The sequence below is a fragment of the Streptomyces sp. NPDC003635 genome (genome assembly GCF_053587635.1).
On the sequence record NZ_JBSFOK010000058.1, the window covers coordinates 30,385 to 46,399 of the forward strand.

Sequence of the window (16,015 nt, forward strand, 5' to 3'; positions counted from 1 at the left end):
GATGCCTCATGGCGGATCCACCCGCTTGGGTTCCCCTGCGGGCTCGAGGTCACCGCTCAGGCGCCGGCTCCGCCGTGGCCAGCGCCGTGGCCGGGTCCTGGGCCGGGCCGCCCGCGGGTACCCAGCGGCCGCGCTCCTTGCGGTACGGCCACCAGCCGCCGTCCCGTCCCAGCCGCACCTGGCCCGAAGTGCCCACGGCCGTCCACCGGTTGCCCTTGGCCCGCAGCTGCGGACGCTCATCCTCCTCCCAGGCCGCTTCCAAGGCGGCACGCGCGCGTGCGAGGGTTTCGCCCTCCACGGCCCACTCCTCTTCCAGTACGGCGAGCGCGGCCACCCCGCCCAACTCCCACGCTTGTACGGCGAGGGCCAGCTGCTCCCGGCCGCGCCCCTCGGCGAGACGCTCCGCGACCGCCGGCACGGGATCCCCGGCGGCCAGCCGGACAGCGTCCTGGCTGAGGGGCAGATCAAGGTCGAGCGCGGGGTGTTCCGGACCGGAGCGCAGTGCGTCGGCGAGCATCCGGTGCGCCCGTACCGCGGTGCGGGCGGCGAGGTGTTCCAGGGCTTCGGCGTCTACGCCGGACGGGGGAGCGGTCTCGGTGTCGAGCGAGGGCGGCACACCGGGCTCAGCCGGGAGTTCGGGCAGGTCCGGCAGCGGCGGCAGGATGTCCCCGGCCGCAAACGCCTCCTCGGCGTCCACCCCCTCCGGTTCGGACGCCTCCTCGGCGGGAGCGGTGCTGCGCGCCTGAAGGTCCTCCAGCAGGTCGCGTTCGCCTCTGCCACGCATCAGCAGCAGCACGAACGGGTCCTGGTCCAGCAGCCGCGCCACCTGGTAGCACAGGGCCGCCGTGTGGCCGCAGTGGTCCCACGCCCCGCAGTCGCACTCAGGCTCCAGGTCGCCCATCCCAGGGAGCAGTTCGACACCGGTGGCCGCCGCGTCCTCGACCAGGTGCGGTGGCATGTCCCGGTCCAGCAGCGCCGCCACATGCCCGGCCCGCTCGACGGCCATCTCCAGAAACCGTTCCCACTGGTCGTCGGAGAGCCGCTCCAGCAGCACGTCCGCGCGGTGGCGCGTGCGGTCGCGGTCCTGGACCACGGCCGTGATGCGTCCTGGGCGCACCGACACCGCTCCCACGCCTCCCGCGCGGGCGAGCCTGCGACCGGCCTTGAGCTGTTGCGGATCCAGCGCCGTGTCCTCCAGCGCCTGCAGCCAGGCCCGGCCCCACCAGGTTTGCGCGAAGCCCCTTCCGTGCGCGGCGGGCATGGCCGCGAACGTGCGCTCCAGGTTCTCGTCGTCGTCTCGGTTCATCGTGCGCCCCCTCGCAGTTCCACCAGATCGGCCAGCTCCGCGTCCGTCAGCTCCGTCAGCGCCGCCTCACCGGAGCCGAGCACGGCGTCGGCCAGCTCCTGCTTGCGGCTGAGCATGTCGGCGATACGGTCCTCGATGGTCCCCTCCGCGATCAGCCGGTGCACCTGCACCGGCCGCGTCTGACCGATCCGGTACGCGCGGTCGGTGGCCTGTGCCTCCACCGCCGGGTTCCACCAGCGGTCGTAGTGCACGACGTGCTCGGCCCGGGTGAGGTTCAGACCCGTGCCGGCCGCCTTCAACGACAGCAGGAAGACCGGCACTTCACCGTCCTGGAAGCGGCGCACCAGCTTCTCGCGCTCGGCGACGGGCGTACCGCCGTGCAGGAACTGCGACGCCACCCCGCGAGCCGCCAGATGCCGTTCGACGAGGCGCCCCATGCGCACGTACTGGGTGAAGACCAGGACGCCCGCTCCCTCGGAGAGGATGGTGTCGAGGAGTTCGTCCAGCAGCTCCAGCTTCCCGGACCGGCCCGCGATCGAGGGGCGGTCCTCCTTGAGGTACTGCGCGGGGTGGTTGCAGATCTGCTTCAGGCCCGTCAGCAGCTTCACGATCAGTCCGCGCCGCGCCATGCTGTCGGCCGCGGCGATCTCCGCGAGCGTTTCGCGTACCACCGCCTCGTACAGCCCCACCTGTTCCTTGGAGAGCGACACCGCGTGGTCGGTCTCGGTCTTCGGCGGCAGTTCCGGCGCGATTCCCGGCTCGGACTTGCGGCGGCGCAGCAGGAAGGGGCGGATCAGACGCGCGAGCCGTTCGGCCGCGGCAGGGTCCTGGCCGCTCTCGACGGACTGCGCGTACCGCGTGCGGAAGGTGCCGAGGCGGCCGAGCAGGCCGGGAGTGGTCCAGTCGAGGATCGCCCACAGTTCCGACAGGTTGTTCTCCACCGGAGTGCCGGTGAGGGCCACGCGCGCGCGTGCGCCGATGGAACGCAGCTCCCGCGCGGTCGCCGAGTAGGGGTTCTTCACGTGCTGGGCCTCGTCGGCGACGACCATCCCCCACGGCACCTCGGCGAGCCGGCGCGCGTCCAGCCGCATCGTGCCGTACGTGGTGAGCACGAACTCCCCGTCCTGCGGCGCGTCCAGACCGCGCCGGGCGCCGTGGAAGCGCCGCACGGGAGTGCCGGGGGCGAACTTCTCGATCTCGCGCTGCCAGTTGCCCATCAGCGAGGTCGGACACACCACCAGCGTGGGACCGGCCGAGGAGGCGTCGGTCTGCCTGTGCAGATGCAGCGCGATCAGCGTGACGGTCTTGCCGAGTCCCATGTCGTCGGCCAGACAGCAGCCCAGACCGAGCGAGGTCATGCGGGCCAGCCAGTTCAGGCCCCGCCGCTGGTAGTCGCGCAGGGTCGCGGCGAGCGCCTCGGGATGGGCGACCGGTTCCTGCGCCTCGGGGTCGGCGAGCCGCTCCCGCAGGGCCGCCAGCCACCCCGTGGGCTGCACCTCGACCCGGCGGCCGTCCACCTCGGCCGAGCCCGTCAGAGCGGCGCTGAGCGCGTCGACAGGCGTCACCTTGCGGTCCTGCCGCCCGCGCGCCCGGCGCACCTCCTCGGGGTCGACCAGGACCCACTGGTCCCGCAGCCGCACCAGCGGTCTGTTCGCCTCGGCCAGCCGGTCCAGATCCTCTCGGGTGAGCCGCTGATCGCCCAGCGAGAACCGCCAGTCGAAGGCGAGCAGGGCGTCGGCCGACAGAAACGACGGCGTGTCCGACGTGAGCTTGGCCGGGCCGGTCTCGTCGTCGTGCGTGCCCGTCTGGTCGTCTGGCGGGCCGACCACCGCGCGCGCGGTCAGCTCACGGGCCAGCCCTCGCGGCCAGTGCACGTCCACCCCCGCACCGGCGAGCGCCCGGGCGCCGGTGGCGAGCAGATCCGTGACCTCGTCGTCGGCCAGCTCGACGGCGTCCGGGACGGCGGCCGAGAGCAGGGGCGCGAGCGGAGGCCACGCGCGGGCCGCGCGGTGCAGGGCCAGCAGGGCGTCCATCCGCGCGCGGGGACCGAAGGCGGAGGCACCTGCCCACACTTGGGCGGCATCGGCGACGAGCGCGCCATCGCTGACCCCGTGGACCTGGAGCACGGCGCGGAAGGTCGGCGCCGCGTCCTCGTGGGTCGTGTCGGCCAGACCGGGCACCTCGACGCGCAGGGAGAGGCGCACCCCGGCGTCGTGGCCCGCGGCGACGTCCGCCGCCCACACGCGGTGTCCCGGCAGGTGCTGCGGTTCCGGTCCCGCGTAGGCGCCCGTGCCGGTCACGAGCGGTGCCGCGGAGGTGCGGGGCAGGGTGTCCGCGACGGCGTCCAGGAAGGCGCGCAGCAACCGCTCGGGGTCGGGCAGCCGCAACGGCCCGGAGGTCTCCAGCGGGACCGCGTGCGCCTCGGGCGGCATCGCAGCGGCGAGCCGGCGGACGTGCTCGATGTCCTCATTGCCCAAGGGGCCCGCCCGCCAGGCGTCGTGGTCGGCGGGTGACAGACCGGGCAACAACAGTCCTCGCGCCACGAGTTGCAGCGCCAGGACGGCCGCTGAGCCCCAGAAGGCGCACCCGCGATGCGCCTGCTCGGAGGCACGCGCACGGACCAGGACCGGCAGCGCGGCACGCACGGGCAGCAGCACGGCGGGCACACTCACGCGCTCCACGCCGTCCGCGCCGGGGACGACCACGGACAGAGTCTCGGCCGCCCCCGCCCCGACCACGGGAGGGACGTCGCCGTCGGACCGCCAGAAGGCGACCCTTCCCGTGCGTGCCGGATCACCGGGCACGAACGCCGTGGTGCACTGGGCTAGTTCGAAGATCTCGGACGGACTTGCCGGGGAAACCGTCTGCGCAGCGATGGCAAATTCCTCAAACTTGACTACTGGGCGGAGTGGCCGAGGATACAGCACCGCCGGGCTCATTCCGGCACGACAGGGCTGTGTTCTGCATCACTGCCGTGGGAGGGTGGGCTCCAGAGGAGGACCAGTAGGGGGAACACCTCAGGGACGTCTCAGGGTCGCGGTCCGGAACCGCGGGAAGCGCGGGCCCGTTTTGAGAGCAGAGAAGCGGCAGTGCGCCGCGGAGGAGGCGACACACATGACGAGGAACCACAAGATCGCCGCAGGAGGTGCGGCGGTCGGGATCGTTCTGCTCATCTGGCTGCCCTGGTGGGCAGCGCTCCTGATCATCCTGGGCGTCCCGGCCGCCGCCTACCTCGCACTCGACCCCTCGCAGCGGCGCAGGCTGCGCCGCGCCGGCCGCAAGGAGATAGGCCGCTGAGGCGCCTGGGCCCGTACAAGTCCCGCGACCTGTACGGGCCCGGGCTCGGCCCGGTGTCCGAGCTGGGCCGGGCTCAGCGCGAGACCGGACCCGACAGTGCGCAGGAGTCGACCACGTCGCCGCTCGCGGGCCTGTCGACGGTCTGGTCTGCAGGCGGGCGTACGCCCCCTTCCACCCAGGAGACCAGCAATTCGAACGCGGACCGGTAGCAGGGCAGGATCGGCCGGAGCCGGTCCGGAAAGGTGTCGTACAGCCCATCGACATGGGTGCCGCCCTCGACCGTGTAGTAGCGGTGCAAACCGCCACGTCCCGCGGCATCCACCATGCGGGCGTACACGTCCGAGTCGGCCGCCTTGGGCAGCAGCGCGTCCAGATCACCGTGCAGGGTGATCAGCGGCCTGCCGATCCGCCCGGTCAGCGCCACTCGGGCCACCGCGCGATGAACGGCGGCCGGGCGCGACGCGTAGTCGTAGGCCGCGTCCTCGGCGCAGGGGGCGAGGATCTGCTCTGGAGTGGTACCGGCGGACGGGCCGGGGCAATGCGGGGCGTACGACGGGTCGAACTCCGCGCGGTAGATCTTCTGCGTGACGCCCCAGTAGGCCTTCTCGTGGTACGGCCACAGGAACTCGGAGCCGCGCGCGAAGCCCACGGCGTACAGATCCTGGTCCCGTGCCGAACCGAGCATGCGGGCCACGGTCGTGGGCAGCGAGGTCAACAGGTTGGGGCCCTTCGCCGTCCACAGCGCCCCCTCCCAGTCGACGCCCCCGTCGTACAGCTCGGGGTGGTTCTCCAACTGCCAGCGCGTGAGGTAGCCGCCGTTGGAGATGCCGGTGATGTACGTGCGCCGCGGGACGTGGCCGTAGCGCTGGGCCACTGCCTGGCGGGCCGCGCGGGTGAGCTGTGTGGTCCGGGTGTTCCACTCGGCCACCGCGTCACCGGGCCGCTTCCCGTCCCGGTAGAAGTCGGAGCCATTGTTGCCCTTGTCGGTCGCCGCGTACGCGTAGCCCTTGGCGAGCACCTGGTCGGAGATCGCCTTGTCCGTCGCGTACTGCCGCCGCGTGCCCGGAGCGCCGGTGACGACCAGGCCGCCGTTCCACCGCTCCGGCAGCCGGATGACGAACTGCGCGTCGTGCTTCCAGCCGTGCGTGGCGTTGAAGCGCGAGGAGTCCGGGAAATAGCCGTCGATCTGGATCCCCGGCACCCCGGACGGCACCTGGGTGCCCGCGGCCGTCAGACCCGCCTGATCGGCCAGGTCGGTGTACGGGGTGCCGGCGAGCCCCGTCGTGGTCAGGTCCGCGAGGCAGGCGCTCCGCTGGAAGGCGGCGCCGGGCACCCGCACCCGCTCGCAGTGTCCGTCCACGGCTGCCGTGGCCCCGGCGGGGGCGGGCGAGCTGAGCGCCGCCGCCGTCAGTGCGGCGGCGACGAACGGAACACCTCGGGTCAGACGCATGGTGGCCTCCAGGGCAGCGGGACAAGGAGCCGGAGATCCGGGAGCGGATCCGGGGCTGCCCCATGGTGGGGTCACACCTGAGAGCCATCTATGGGTTGGGGCCACATGGAACGGAGGCGGCGGATGGGGTGCCAGGACAAGCGGCACCGACCACGTCCTGGTGGACTCCTCACCGAACCCCCATGTGCGGTGCCGGCGGTCTCAGCTGGGCCGTACCGCCATCTTGTCGAGCGCCTCCAGCAGGCCCGGCAACTCCGGCCCGCGGCCCACCGGAAGGACCTCGCCGGGCTCGTCGTCGAGCAGCACGAACGCGATGTCGTCCGTCCTGGCCACGAGCGACCAGCCCGGACCGTCGGCGCGCAACGTGCGGGCCTCACCCGAGGCGAAGGCGGACCGGACCCGCCCGAGCGGCGGCGGGGTGTCCACGTACGCCCGCGCCTCGGCGAGGACCCGGCGGATGCCACTGTGCCCCTTGGGCTTGGCGCCACCTTCCGAAGCGTCCGGAGCCTCCGCACCTCCGGCTGCCCCTGAGGTTTCCGGCGCCTCGGAGGGCTCGGCGGGCTCTTGCGCCGCCTCCTGGCCCTCGTCCGCCTCGGACCCGCCTCCCGGGTTCGGGAAGTCCGCGTCGTCGATCTGCTCGCGCCACACCGCCCACTGAAGGGCGATCTCGTCCGCGCCCAGCCTGCGCTGAGCGGGCCCCCAGACGGAAGTGTCCGGCGGCGTCAGGGGCGGGCCCTCGGCGACGTCGGGGCCGGGGTCGTGCGGCGGGGGCACGTTGGGGGCCGCGACGGCGACCGCCAGGGGCCAGCCGGGCAGGGCCGCGACCACCGTGCGCTCGTCCGGCGACAGGTCGTACTCCATGCCGCAGTCCCAGGACGCGATGGCGACCGCGACCAGCGAGACGTCGTCGATCACGACGGTCCAGCGCGCGCCGTCCCCGTCCTGGCCGAGCACCAGCCCGTAGCCGTCGGCCAGCGGCGCGAGGCCGAGCGCCGCGCAGGCCTCCGGATAGTCGTCGCCCAGCACGCTCGGGAACTTCGCAGGCGTCAGCAGCACCGCCGTGAGCACATACAGCGCGTCGTCCTCGGCGGCGACGGCGCCCTCGTCCGTCCCGGCCATCCCAGCCTCCCCATCGGTTCGTCCATCGGCGCGCACCCTAGTGCGAGGGGAAGGCCCTTGTCACGACTCCCCAGCCCACCCGGAGCTGCAGTTTTCCGGCTGGACGGGGTGAAATCGACCTTCTGTCGTGGGGCGGGTCAGGCCGCCGGGAGCCCGAGCAGGTCCCGCGCGACGGTGCCGGGGGACTCGTCGCGTTCCCGTGCGAGGGCGATCACGGCCCGGCACGCCAGCTCGTTCACCCCGAACGACAGCGCCTCCGGGGACACCCACCCCGCGGCCTCGTCGATGCGCTCCTGGTCGTCCTCGGCGCAGGCCGAGACGTAGGCCGCGGCTGCCTCGAAAAGATTGTGCGTACGCCTGTCCTGATCGGCGCCCGGCTCCATGCGCCATGCCTCCAGGACCCTGCCCCAGGACTGTCGGACCCTGCCGAACATGCTGACCACCTTCCCCCTGCGCGGCTGCCAGGCCATCTCCTGGTATTCAACGTAGAGTTGGAGTTCCAACGGCAGAAGAGGGACGGCCCGGTCAAGGGCTGTCGGGTACCCGCTGCGAGCCCGGTACGCCGTTATTCCTCGAGCGAGGCGATCGTCTCCCGGAGCCAGCGCAGTTCCGTCCGGGAGGTGGCGCGCGCGATGGTGAGGATGCCGCGCCGGAAGGGGTCGTCGAACTCCTCGGCGCTCAGTGGCCGGTCTCCGTCGTAGAAGAAGCTCGCGGGTTCCTCCAGGAACGCGAGCCGGCGGCGCAGCACGGCCGTTTGCGCCGCCGGGTCGTCCAAGTGGCGCAGAAAGGCCAGCACGGTGAACCAGCGGTTCTCGTCGGTGATGTCCCGCTGGACGGGTTCGGCGAGCCGGCGCCGCAGCTCCCGCCCACCCTCCTCGGTGAGCGTCAGCACATGGCGCGGGGCGGCCACCGCGCCGGGCTCCGTGGCGCGCTCCAGCAGGCCCGCCTTCTCCAAGCGCTTGATCGCCGGGTAGAGCGTGCTCTCCGCGATCGGGCGCACGTGCCCGGTGAGCGCGTTGATGCGCTTGCGCAGCTCGTAGCCGTGCAGGGGGGCGTCGTAGAGGAAACCAAGGATGGCGAGCTCCAGCATGGCCATATCTTCGCGCAACCGCGCAGTTCATACATCGCTACCGCTATACATCGACCTCGATGTATTGTTCTGGACGGTGATTCCGGACGGGGAGGGCGATGTGCTGAGGCAGGCCGAGTTCGACGGCAAGGGGAGCTGCGTGCGGTGGACGGAGGCTCCGGGTGAGGAACCCGCGCGCGTGTACGTGCACGGGCTGGGGTCGGTGTCGTCCGTGTACCACGCGCACATCGCGGCCCGTCCCGAACTCGCGGGGCGGCGCAGCCTCTTCGTCGATCTGCCCGGACACGGGGTCAGCGATCGGCCGCGGCACTTCGGCTACACGCTGGAGGAGCATGCCGGCGCGCTGGCGGCCGTCCTGGACGCGGCGGGCCTGACGGGCGTCGAGCTGGTCGCGCACAGCATGGGGGGCGCCGTCGCCCTCGTGCTCGCGCACCGGCGACCCGAGCTGGTCTCGCGGCTGGTGCTGACGGAGGCGAACCTCGACGCCTTCCCGCCGCCCACCGCGGGCAGCAGCGGAATCGCCTCCTATGGGGAGGACGAGTTCGTCGAGAGCGGCCACGCGCGCGTGCTGGAGAAGGTCGGCCCCCTGTGGGCGGCCACCATGCGCCTGGCCGACCCGCGCGCCCTGCACCGCACCGCCGTCGGCCTCATCCGCGGCTCACAGCCCGTGATGCGCGACATTCTCGAAGGTCTGCCGGTCGAGCGCGTGTATCTCCAGGGCGAGCACAGCGGTGAACTGGAGGGCCGGGACGCCCTGGAGGCGGCGGGCGTGCGCGTGGTGACCGTGCCCGGCGCCGGGCACAACGTCATGTTCGACAACCCCGACGCGTTCGTGGCCGCGGTCGCCGGGCACCGGTGAGGGCTCAGCCCTCCCGTACGGCCAGTACCAGGAAGCGGTCGTCCTCGTCGACGTACGACGTCATGTGCCAGCCGGATCCGGCCAGCAGGGGCCGGAGGTTGGGCTCCGCCCGCAAGTCCTCCGGGGTGATCTGCCGCCCCTGCCTGGCCGCGAGGGCCGCTCTGCCGATCGGGTGGAACAGCGCCAGCGTGCCGCCCGGGCGCACCACCCGGGCCAACTCCCGCAGATTCTCGCCCGGTTGCGGCAGGTGCGCGATCAGTCCCGCGCCGAACACGGCGTCGAGTGACTCCGAACGCAACGGGAGCGCGGCCACGTCGGCGAGCAGCAGCTGCCCGTCCCGGCCCCTCCCGGCCCGTACGGCGGCCTCCAGCATGGCGGGGGTCAGGTCGGCTCCGACGACCACTCCCGAGGCCCCCACGGCCGCACGCAGGGGCGGCAGGGCCCGTCCGGTGCCGCAGCCGGCGTCGAGCACGCGGTCGCCCTCGCGCAGGCCGAGATCGGCGACCGCGGCCGCGTAGGCGGGACCGTCGTCGGGGAACCTGGCGTCCCAGTCGGCGGCGCGGGCGGTGAAGAACTCCTGGACGTGTGTGTGGTCGTCGCTCATGTTCGGCATGATCCCTCAACAGCGGGGGTGACACGCTCACCGACAGGGATGACGCAACGGCGTGCACGCTCGAGCGCGAGGCGATCGTTCAGGGCGGCATCCGTGTCATATTCCAACACCTTTCGAAATGCGCCCCCTTTGTGCGCCCGTGCCCCCACTAGCGTCCCGGGGCCATGGGACATCTGGACCACGCCGCCCTGGGGTGGCTGACCCCCGTGCTGTCGTACGCGATGGCCTGCATCGGCGCCGCGCTGGGCCTGCGTTGCACCGTCCGCGCCCTCGGCGCCACCGGCCGCTCGCGCCGCAACTGGCTCGTCACCGCTGCCTCCGCCATCGGCACCGGCATCTGGACCATGCACTTCGTCGCCATGCTGGGCTTCAGCGTCAGCGGCACCGATATCCGCTACGACGTGCCGCTCACCATCGCGAGCCTGCTCGTCGCCATGGCCGTCGTGTGCGCCGGTGTCTTCGCCGTCGGGTACAGCCGTGACCGCACGCGCGCCCTCGTCCTAGGCGGGCTGACCACCGGACTCGGCGTCGCCAGCATGCACTACCTGGGCATGGCGGCGGTGCGTCTGCACGGCGATGTGGACTACGACCCCGTCCTCGTCGGACTCTCCGTGCTGATCGCCGTCCTCGCCGCGACGGCGGCGCTGTGGGCGGCGCTCAACATCAAGTCGCCCGTCGCCGTCACCGTCGCCTCCCTGATCATGGGCGCCGCGGTGAGCAGCATGCACTACACCGGGATGTTCGCGGTGAGCGTGCGGGTCACGCCCGGCGGCGACATCCTGCCCGGGGCCACGGCGATGCAGTTCATCTTCCCCCTCGCCGTCGGCCTCGGGTCCTATCTCTTCCTGACCTCGGCCTTCGTCGCCCTGTCCCCGACGACAGGGGAGCGCGAGGCCTCCGCCTCCGCCCAGCGGCCGGTCGAGAGCGCCGCCCACTAGCCCGCGGGCCCGCCCCGACGAACCACTTCCGAGCGAGGAGGCCATGCGTACACCCCGTAGGACCACCGCATCCGGCGCCCAGACGCCCCCACAGCCCGCGCGCGGCCGCCGCGCGCACGCCGGACCGCCCGCCGACGAGAGCCCGGACGAGCCCGCGAGCGCGATACCGGAGGACACGTCCCCGCGCGTGGGACATTGGCGGATACGGCCGCGCACCGTGCGGGCCAAGATCGTCTGTCTGCTGATGGTGCCCGTGGTCTCGCTGCTGGCCCTGTGGGCCTACGCCACCGTCACCACGGCGCAGGACGTCTCCGGGCTACGGCAGGTCCAACGTGTCGACGCCGAGATCCGGACCCCCGTCGCGGCCGCCGTGGCCGCCCTCCAGGCCGAGCGGGCGACCGCGGTGCGGCTCGCCACCGATCCCGCCGCGTCGCCGGGCAGTGAATACAGGAAGCTCACCGAACGCACCGAGCAGGCGATCGCCGAACTGCGGCTCGGCGAGGACAACACCGTCGCCGACGCCGAGGAACTGCCAGCCGGAGTCTCCGAGCGGCTGGAGGACTTCGTCTCCGGGGCCGAGCGGCTCGGCTCGCTGCGCACCGCCGTGCTCGACGGCAGGGCGGGCTGGAGCCAGACCTACGAGCGGTACACCGAGACCATCGCGGCGGCCTTCCCCGTCGGCGGCGCGCTCGCCGGGATCCAGGACGCCGAGCTCGGCTCCGACGCGCGCGTGCTGCTCGAATTCTCCCGCGCGGGAGAGGCGCTGGCCCAGGAGGACGCGGTGCTCGTCGGGGCGCGGTTGGCCGGGAGGCTCGACGGGCAGCGGCTGCGGCTGTTCGCCGGCGCCGTCGAGACCCGCCGTACGCTCACCGAGGCCGCCGTCGCCGACCTGCGCGGCTCCGAGCGCACCGCCTGGCGCAAACTCGCCGCCGGTGGTGACTACGCCGCCGTGGGCGCCGCGGAGGACGCGGTTCTGGCCGCCGCGCCAGGAGCGCGGGCCGTCGACGCGGCACCCCAGGCCGCCTGGGACCGGGCACTCGCGCGTGTGCAGGACGAGATGCGCATCATCGAGACCGACGCCGGGCGCGGCGTCGCGGACCGGGCCGACCCGTTCACCCGCGGACTGCTCACCCCGGCCGGCGCCGCCGTCCTCCTCGGCCTCGCGGCCGTCGCCGCCTCCCTGGTGATCTCCGTCCGCATCGGCCGCGGCCTCGTCGTCGAGCTGGTGAGCCTGCGCAACAGCGCCTTGGAGATCGCCCGCCGCAAACTCCCCGAAGCCATGCGCAAACTCCGCGCGGGCGAGGAGATCGATGTCCGCGCCGAGGCCCCGCCCGGACCACCCGCGGAGGACGAGGCCGGCCAGGTCGCCGAGGCGCTGAGCACCGTGCACCGCGCCGCGCTGCGGGCCGCCGTCGAGCGCGCGGAACTCGCCAGCGGCATCTCCGGGGTGTTCGTCAACCTCGCCCGCCGCAGCCAGGTTCTGGTGCACCGACAGCTCAGCCTGCTGGACAGCATGGAGCGCCGCTCCGACGATCCGAACGAACTCAGCGACCTGTTCCGCCTCGACCACCTCACCACCCGTATGCGCCGCCACGCGGAGAGCCTGATCATCCTCTCGGGTGCCGCACCGGGACGCGCCTGGCGCATGCCGGTCTCTTTGACGAACGTCGTCCGCGCCGCCGTCTCCGAAGTGGAGGACTACGCGCGCGTGGAGGTCCGTCAACTGCCCGAGGCGGCCGTCGTCGGCGCTGCCGTCGCCGACCTCACCCATCTGCTGGCGGAACTCGTCGAGAACGCCGCCCAGTTCTCACCGCCCCACACGCGCGTGCGCATCACCGGGGAACCGGTCGGCAACGGCTACGCCGTCGAGGTCGAGGACCGGGGGCTCGGCATGGGCAAGGAGACCCTCGCCGAGGCCAACCGCCGCATCGAACAGTCCGAAGCGCTCGACCTGTTCGACAGCGACCGGCTCGGGCTGTTCGTGGTGAGCAGACTCGCCGCCCGGCACGGCGTCAAGGTGCACCTGCGCACCTCGCCCTACGGCGGTACCACCGCGGTCGTCCTGCTGCCCACCGCCCTGTTGCACGGCGGAGCGGCGGAACGTTCCCCCCGCAAGGCCGCCGAGGAGCACCCGCCCGCCGACCCCGCGTACGCGCGCGTGCCCGGCGATGCCGCCCACCAGGAGCCGGTGGACGCACCGGCCGACCGGCCCGCGCTGGTGGCCCCCGTGGCCGTGGCCGCGACGGCCACCACCGACCCACCGCCCCCCGGAGTCACCGCCTTGCGACTGCACCGCCCCCCGGACGACGACTCCGACGGCTCGGACGACCTCCCGCGCCGCGTGCGGCAGGCGAGCCTCGCCCCTCAACTGCGCGAGTCGCGCGCCGAGGAGCCGGGCCACACGTCCGCTCCACAGGGCGACGACCAGCGCACGCCCGAGCTGGTACGAGACCGCATGGCGGCGTACCGCGACGGCTGGGCGCGCGGCGGCGGGCGGCAACCCGGCCGCGGTGGAGCCCTTGATTCCCCAGGGCGCAGCGACAGCAGCGAAGGAGACCGCGCATGATCCAGGATCCCGGCATGAGAGACGACGTGGGGTTCCCCCCGCGTGAGCGCGGCCGAGAGCGGGGGAGGTCCGGCGAGCTCGACTGGCTGCTGGACGACTTGGTGCTGCGCGTGCACGAGGTACGCCACGCGGTGGTGCTCTCCAACGACGGACTCGCCGTGGGCGCGTCGAGCGATCTCCGCCGCGAGGACGCCGAACACCTCGCGGCGGTCGCCTCCGGCTTCCACAGCCTGGCCAAGGGCGCGGGTCGGCACTTCGGGGCCGGTGGGGTGCGCCAGACCATGGTGGAGATGGACGACGGCTTCCTGTTCGTGGCCGCCGCCGGTGACGGCTCCTGCCTCGCCCTCCTCACCGCCGTGACCGCCGACATCGGCCTCGTGGCCTACGAGATGGCCCGCTTGGTGAAACGTGTCGGCGAGCACCTGTACGCGGCGCCGCGCGTCGCCGCGCGGCCGCCCGCCGCGGGCTGACGCGAGAAGGCGGCCCGTACAGATGACCGAAGACATGAGGGGCGCCCCGCGCGAGCCGGGCAGCCAGTGGTACGACAACGAGGCCGGACCCCTCGTCCGCCCGTACGCGATGACGGGCGGACGCACCAAGCCGGGCCCCACCGGAGTCCGGTTCGACCTGATCGCCCTCGTCACCCTGGACGCGGGCGCGCCGGGCGTCGATGACGACACCGCACTCGGACCCGAGCACCGTGCCCTGATCGACCTGTGCCGCCTCGAGACGCAGTCGGTCGCGGAACTCTCCGCGGGCGCCGACCTTCCTGTCGGTGTCGTCCGGGTGCTCCTCGGTGATCTCCTCGAACTGGGCTGCGTCACCGTCAGCCGCCCCGTACCGCCCGCGCAGCTGCCCGACGAACGGATTCTGCGCGAAGTGATCGAAGGATTGCGGGCGCTGTAGATGACAGTTCAGAACCGGGCAAAAAGCGGTCGAATCCTTCGGCTGCCAGCTGGAGTTGTCATGATGCTGACTTCGCACACACGCACAGAAGCCGCACACGCACGTTCCGTGAGCGCGCGGCGCACACCCGACGACGTCGACCGTTGCCGGCACTCCCGAGAGAAGTGATCCATGGTCTCCGAGTACTCCGATGACTTGGGCGGCGAGACGGCCGCCCTGGCGTTGAAGATCCTGGTCGCCGGCGGATTCGGCGTGGGCAAGACCACCCTGGTCGGCGCGGTCAGTGAGATCAGGCCGCTGCGCACCGAGGAACTCCTCAGTGAGGCCGGCCAATGGGTCGACGACACCGACGGCGTGGACCAGAAGGTCACCACGACGGTGGCCATGGACTTCGGCCGCATCACCATTCGGTCCGGCCTCTCCCTCTACCTCTTCGGCACGCCCGGCCAGGACCGCTTCTGGTTCCTCTGGGACGAACTCTCCCAAGGAGCCCTCGGCGCGGTCGTGCTCGCCGACACCCGGCGCCTGGAGGACTGCTTCCCCGCCGTGGACTACTTCGAGCACCGGCACATCCCCTTCGTGGTCGCTGTCAACTGCTTCACGGGCGCCCGCGCCTACGGCGCCCACGACGTCTCACGCGCCCTCGACCTCGACAAGGGCACGCCCGTCGTGCTCTGCGACGCCCGGGACCGCGACTCGGGGAAGGAAGTCCTCATCCGGCTCGTCGAGTACGCCGGGCGGATGCACACCGCCCGGCTGCTGGACTCCGTGGGCTGACCGATGGCCCCGTCGACCGCTCAGTTCGCCACGTCCTGGTGTGCCAGCACCTTCTCGATCGCCACACGGACGAGGAGCTCGCCCGCCGTGCCGTTGCGGGCGCCGAACTCCTCGGCCCGCTCCTCGCCCATGTAGCGGGCACCGATCCGGGCGGCCCAATGTCGCAGCGGGCCGGGGTCGTCCGAGATCCGCGCCGTGCCCTGGATCACCACGAAGCCGAACGGCGGCCGGTCGTCGTCCACGCACAGCGCGACCCGGCCGTCGCGGGCGAGGTTGCGCCCCTTCACGCTGGTGCCACCGGTGTTGAACACCACCTCGTCGCCGTCGAGCAGAAACCAGATCGGCGCCACATGCGGACTTCCGTCCGCCCGGACCGTGGACAACTTCGCGGTGCGCGTGCCGTGCGAGACGAACTCCCGCCATTCCCTGTCGGTCATCTTGCGTGCCATGTCCCCATCCTCCTTGCCCGGAGCCCGACTCGTCCGGAAGGCTGGCGAACAGATCCTCCCTCGGCCAGGGGGAGACGTCGCACGGGGAGACGGGACATGGCGCAGAATCAGGGACTCGGCTGGCTGCTGGACGATCTGACGGAGCGTGTGGAGCACGTGCGGCACGCACTGGTGCTGTCCAACGACGGGCTGGTGACGGGCGCGAGTACGGGGCTGCGCCGCGAGGACGCGGAGCATCTGGCCGCGGTCTCCTCCGGGCTGCACAGCCTCGCCAAGGGCTCCGGCCACCACTTCGGCGCGGGCAGAGTGCGCCAGACGATGGTCGAGTTCGACGACGCCGTACTGTTCGTGACCGCCGCCGGAACCGGCAGCTGCCTGTGCGTCTTCAGCGGGGCGGAGGCCGACATCGGCCAGATCGCCTACGAGATGACCCTGCTCGTCAACCGGGTCGGCGAGCACCTCGGGGTCGACGCCCGCAAGCCCGAGCGGGACTCCCGCTCAGACCTCTGACGCGTAAATAGGTGCAGGTCAGGGTGGTGGTAGGCATGTTTGGGTGCCCGGTGACCGTGGTGGTCGCCGGGTGTCCGGGTTCTTGTGTCAGGCTGCGTCCTCGATCGGGTTGAGGGTGACGGTGTAGCCGAGCTG

General features: G+C 72.5%; 16 protein-coding genes. 8 read left to right on the forward strand and 8 right to left on the reverse strand.

All coding sequences use genetic code 11. The annotated features are described in order from the left end of the window. Positions 1–49: 49 nt before the first annotated feature. Together ACWDRW_RS35360 and ACWDRW_RS35365 are read right to left on the reverse strand one after the other, a co-directional pair. Positions 50–1,306: an SWIM zinc finger family protein gene (locus tag ACWDRW_RS35360; protein ID WP_451731033.1), complete on the reverse strand. Its 1,257-nt coding sequence runs from the start codon at positions 1,304–1,306 to the stop codon at positions 50–52. Next, positions 1,303–4,245, reverse strand: coding sequence for a DEAD/DEAH box helicase (locus ACWDRW_RS35365; RefSeq protein ID WP_451731036.1), 2,943 nt, complete (start codon positions 4,243–4,245; stop codon positions 1,303–1,305). The genes ACWDRW_RS35360 and ACWDRW_RS35365 overlap by 4 nt, the downstream gene beginning before the upstream one ends. Before the next feature lie 175 nt (positions 4,246–4,420). Here ACWDRW_RS35365 and ACWDRW_RS35370 point away from each other — a divergent pair, with 175 nt between their 5' ends. Next, positions 4,421–4,603 (forward strand): hypothetical protein, encoded by a 183-nt coding sequence (locus ACWDRW_RS35370; RefSeq protein WP_451731039.1) that lies wholly within the window; start codon positions 4,421–4,423, stop codon positions 4,601–4,603. A gap of 73 nt (positions 4,604–4,676) precedes the next feature. On the opposite strand, the gene ACWDRW_RS35375 is transcribed toward ACWDRW_RS35370, so the two are convergent. The 4 genes from ACWDRW_RS35375 to ACWDRW_RS35390 all read right to left on the reverse strand — a co-directional run bounded on the left by ACWDRW_RS35375 (position 4,677) and on the right by ACWDRW_RS35390 (position 8,262). Beyond that, positions 4,677–6,053, reverse strand: coding sequence for a tannase/feruloyl esterase family alpha/beta hydrolase (locus tag ACWDRW_RS35375; protein WP_451731042.1), 1,377 nt, complete (start codon positions 6,051–6,053; stop codon positions 4,677–4,679). Positions 6,054–6,254: 201 nt separating this feature from the next. Beyond that, positions 6,255–7,172, reverse strand: a complete 918-nt coding sequence (locus tag ACWDRW_RS35380) for a hypothetical protein (RefSeq protein WP_451731044.1) — start codon at positions 7,170–7,172, stop codon at positions 6,255–6,257. Between the two features lie 137 nt (positions 7,173–7,309). Continuing rightward, positions 7,310–7,606, reverse strand: a complete 297-nt coding sequence (locus ACWDRW_RS35385; RefSeq protein WP_451731047.1) for a hypothetical protein — start codon at positions 7,604–7,606, stop codon at positions 7,310–7,312. A 131-nt stretch (positions 7,607–7,737) separates the two neighbouring features. After that, a complete protein-coding gene (locus ACWDRW_RS35390) occupies positions 7,738–8,262 on the reverse strand; it encodes a PadR family transcriptional regulator (protein WP_451731049.1) in 525 nt (174 codons plus the stop codon). A gap of 103 nt (positions 8,263–8,365) precedes the next feature. Here ACWDRW_RS35390 and ACWDRW_RS35395 point away from each other — a divergent pair, with 103 nt between their 5' ends. Next, positions 8,366–9,121, forward strand: a complete 756-nt coding sequence (locus ACWDRW_RS35395) for an alpha/beta fold hydrolase (RefSeq protein ID WP_451731073.1) — start codon at positions 8,366–8,368, stop codon at positions 9,119–9,121. A gap of 4 nt (positions 9,122–9,125) precedes the next feature. On the opposite strand, the gene ACWDRW_RS35400 is transcribed toward ACWDRW_RS35395, so the two are convergent. Beyond that, positions 9,126–9,725, reverse strand: coding sequence for a class I SAM-dependent methyltransferase (locus tag ACWDRW_RS35400; RefSeq protein ID WP_451731051.1), 600 nt, complete (start codon positions 9,723–9,725; stop codon positions 9,126–9,128). Between the two features lie 173 nt (positions 9,726–9,898). Here ACWDRW_RS35400 and ACWDRW_RS35405 point away from each other — a divergent pair, with 173 nt between their 5' ends. The 5 genes from ACWDRW_RS35405 (at position 9,899) to ACWDRW_RS35425 (ending at position 14,921) form a co-directional block, all read left to right on the forward strand. Next, positions 9,899–10,672, forward strand: coding sequence for an MHYT domain-containing protein (locus tag ACWDRW_RS35405; RefSeq protein ID WP_451731054.1), 774 nt, complete (start codon positions 9,899–9,901; stop codon positions 10,670–10,672). 43 nt (positions 10,673–10,715) lie between these two features. Further along, entirely contained in the window at positions 10,716–13,238 is a 2,523-nt protein-coding gene (locus ACWDRW_RS35410; RefSeq protein WP_451731057.1) for a nitrate- and nitrite sensing domain-containing protein, read from the forward strand. Further along, the gene (locus tag ACWDRW_RS35415; RefSeq protein WP_451731060.1) at positions 13,235–13,708 is read left to right on the forward strand and encodes a roadblock/LC7 domain-containing protein; all 474 of its coding nucleotides are present in this window, start codon (positions 13,235–13,237) and stop codon (positions 13,706–13,708) included. Before ACWDRW_RS35410 ends, ACWDRW_RS35415 begins: the two co-directional genes overlap by 4 nt. A gap of 22 nt (positions 13,709–13,730) precedes the next feature. Continuing rightward, positions 13,731–14,144, forward strand: coding sequence for a DUF742 domain-containing protein (locus ACWDRW_RS35420; protein WP_451731062.1), 414 nt, complete (start codon positions 13,731–13,733; stop codon positions 14,142–14,144). Between the two features lie 171 nt (positions 14,145–14,315). Beyond that, positions 14,316–14,921 carry a GTP-binding protein gene (locus tag ACWDRW_RS35425; RefSeq protein ID WP_451731065.1) on the forward strand — a complete coding sequence of 202 codons (606 nt, stop codon included), beginning with the start codon at positions 14,316–14,318 and terminating at the stop codon, positions 14,919–14,921. 20 nt (positions 14,922–14,941) lie between these two features. Here the strand turns inward: ACWDRW_RS35425 and ACWDRW_RS35430 are convergent, their stop codons facing one another. Beyond that, the gene (locus ACWDRW_RS35430) at positions 14,942–15,370 is read right to left on the reverse strand and encodes a PPOX class F420-dependent oxidoreductase (RefSeq protein ID WP_451731068.1); all 429 of its coding nucleotides are present in this window, start codon (positions 15,368–15,370) and stop codon (positions 14,942–14,944) included. 96 nt (positions 15,371–15,466) lie between these two features. On the opposite strand from ACWDRW_RS35430, the gene ACWDRW_RS35435 reads away from it, so the two are divergent. Beyond that, positions 15,467–15,880 carry a roadblock/LC7 domain-containing protein gene (locus ACWDRW_RS35435; RefSeq protein ID WP_451731071.1) on the forward strand — a complete coding sequence of 138 codons (414 nt, stop codon included), beginning with the start codon at positions 15,467–15,469 and terminating at the stop codon, positions 15,878–15,880. Positions 15,881–16,015: the final 135 nt, after the last annotated feature.